Annotated in this window: 3 protein-coding genes; all 3 read right to left on the bottom strand. The window is 68.2% G+C overall.

All coding sequences use genetic code 11. The features are described from left to right. Positions 1-804 (bottom strand): response regulator (locus VF794_RS38705; RefSeq protein ID WP_331118557.1); only part of this gene is annotated, 804 nt, incomplete at its 3' end. 156 nt (positions 805-960) lie between these two features. Continuing rightward, positions 961-1,791 carry an anti-sigma factor family protein gene (locus VF794_RS38700; RefSeq protein WP_331118556.1) on the bottom strand — a complete coding sequence of 277 codons (831 nt, stop codon included), beginning with the start codon at positions 1,789-1,791 and terminating at the stop codon, positions 961-963. A 76-nt stretch (positions 1,792-1,867) separates the two neighbouring features. Continuing rightward, a partial coding sequence (locus tag VF794_RS38695) for a sigma-70 family RNA polymerase sigma factor (protein ID WP_331118554.1) occupies positions 1,868-2,442 on the bottom strand: 575 nt, incomplete at its 5' end.

The following is a 2,442-nucleotide window of genomic DNA, read 5'->3' as shown; positions in this document are numbered from 1 at the left end:
CGCGGCGACCGGAGCGGGCTTCGCGGCGACCGGAGCGGGCTTCGCGGCGACCGGGGTGGGCGCGGGCTTCGGCGCCGGAGCCGGCGTCGTCGGCATGAAGCCGACCACCGTCTTGTCGTCCTCCTCGAGGCCGAGCCCGTCCAGCGAGTCGTTGCTCTCACCACCGCCCAGGCTGTCGAGCCCGGAGAAGTCGTCCTCGGGCGAGTTGAGTTCCGGCGGGGCCTCCACCGGCTCCTCGATGCTGCCCGTCACGGGCGCCGAGTCCCCGAAGGGGTTGTCGTTGTCGAGCATCGACAGCTCGTCGCCGTGGTTCTCCAGCGGCTCGCCCTCGATGGCGAGCTCCTCGCCCTGCACGGGCTCCTCGCCCAGGCCCTCCAGCCCGTCCATGCCACCCAGCGAGAGGCCGTCGTCGACGACCTCGCCCGCGGGCAGCTCCGGGAAGCCGATCAGCCCGCCCACGCGGTCCACCAGCTCCTCGGCGTTCACCGGCTTGGCCACGTAGTCGTCGGCGTGGGCCTTCAGCTTGCGGTGCTGCGCGAAGCCGTCCGGGTTGCCGATGATGACGATGGGCGTGGCCTTGAGGTCATCGTCCTTCTTCAGCTTGCCGCAGATGAGGTAGCCGTTCTGGCCCGCCGACAAGTCGACCGCGAGCACCACCAGGTCCGGACGGTCGCGGCGGATCTGCTCCACGCTGCCCTTGCCGTCGCTGGTCTCCTGCGCCGCGAAGCCGCGGGCCTCCAGGGCCTCGCGCAGGGTCGCGGAGAGAGCGGTGTCACTTTCGACGATGAGGATGTTCTTGGACATGGAAGGGCGGCTCGGGGAACGGCAGCGCTGGAAAATACGCTCGGGGAGGCTATCGGTGCCTACCGGGACCGTCAATCTTCGGTCCAGTCACAGGTCCAGCCCGTCTGCCTCGGTCAGCGAGCGAGCAGCCCTCGAAGGGCCGGCGTTCGCACGCGATCAGGGCTGTAGCGCCACGGGCATCGCGGCCACATCTGGTGTCACCGCACGAGAGGGATGGCCACCCGCGCCGCCTCCCTGCTCGGCGAGCATGCGGCGGATGTCCTTCTCGTCGAGATCCGTCACCAACTCGTAGACGATCTCCCCCTCGCGCCACACGGCCACGTTGTAGCCATGGCTGGAGCCCACCTGCACGGAGGGCAGGGGAGGGGCCTCGACTTCGCCCTGGGTGTCATCGAAGACGAAGAGGCCGATGCGCCTGGTCGGCGTGCCTTCCTTGTCCGCGCTGCGCTCGTAGCTGATGTACGCGGCGGGGCGATCCTTCACGTTGGAAATGCGCGCGCCCGCGAGCTTGACGTCCGGCAGTCGGGGCACCGAGACGCGGTGATCCACCTTGCCCTCGAACCAGGCCTCCACGTTCTCGTGGGAGGCGCCGGCGATCTCCACCGGCAACCTCTTGGCGTGCCGCCGCGCGGCCTCCTCCATGAAGTAGCGGTGCTGCGTCGGCTGGAGCGCCATCCACGCGCCACCCGCCGCGATCACCACGAGGGCCGCGGCGCTCGCCCGGAGCCACAGGGCCTGCTGGCTGCGACGCTGCTCCTGCCGAAGGCCACCCTGGAGCCGGGCCCGGAGGGCGTCAGGCGCCCGGGTCGTCTCCACCGCATGGCGCGCGGCGCGGCGCAGCGACTGCTGCATCCTCGCCTCTTCATGAACCCGCTGCGTGCAGTCGGCGCACTGGGTGAGGTGCGCTTCTACATCCAACCGCTCCTCGGTCTGAAACTCGCCATCGAGGTAGGGGTAGAGGATCTGATCCAGTTCCTGGCAGGTCATGTGCGCTCAGGTCGGGCGGAAGGTTATGGGCCCGGTAGAAATATTCGCAAATATTTCCGGGCCCATGAACCTCGATCTACCCCACCTTCTTCCTGCGACGATATTCATCGAGGTCCGTCGGTGTTCCCGCGGCGGCATTCCCGGGCGTGGCTTCACCCGCCGCCTCCACCTCATGACGCAGCACGCCAGTGCCCTGCGCGTACTCGCGCAGCGTCTTCTGGAGCAGCTTGCGCCCGCGGAAGAGTCGGCTCATCACGGTGCCCACGGGACACTCGAGGATCTCGGCGATCTCCTTGTAGGAGAACTCCTGGAGGTCCGCGAGGATGACCACCAGCCGGAAGTCGATGGGCAGCGCGTCGATGGCGCGCAGCACGTCGTCCGACAGGAGGCGATCGAAGAAATATTGCTCGGGGTTGGCCGCGAAGTCCGTCGCGTCCCGGCTGACGAAGCGCTCATGCACGGCCTCGCGCTCCACGCCCTCCACCACGCTGCGCTCCTTCACCTTGCGCCGATAGCGGTTGATGAAGGTGTTGGTGAGGATCTTGAAGAGCCAGGCCTTGATGTTGGTACCGCGCTCGAACTTGTCGAAGAAGCGGTAGGCCCTCATGCAGGTGTCCTGCACCAGGTCCTCGGCGTCCCGCTCGTTCTTCG

The organism is Archangium sp., assembly GCF_036389735.1.
In the GTDB taxonomy this organism is placed as follows: Bacteria; Myxococcota; Myxococcia; order Myxococcales; family Myxococcaceae; genus Archangium.
The sequence above is the reverse complement of the archived record's forward strand: the minus strand, read 5'-3'. Positions and strand labels throughout refer to the sequence as shown.

What these genes read in the sequence shown, in the direction of transcription:
- VF794_RS38700 (WP_331118556.1), bottom strand. Translation starts at nt 1,791, where the DNA reads ATGACCTGCCAGGAACTGGATCAGATCCTCTACCCCTACCTCGATGGC.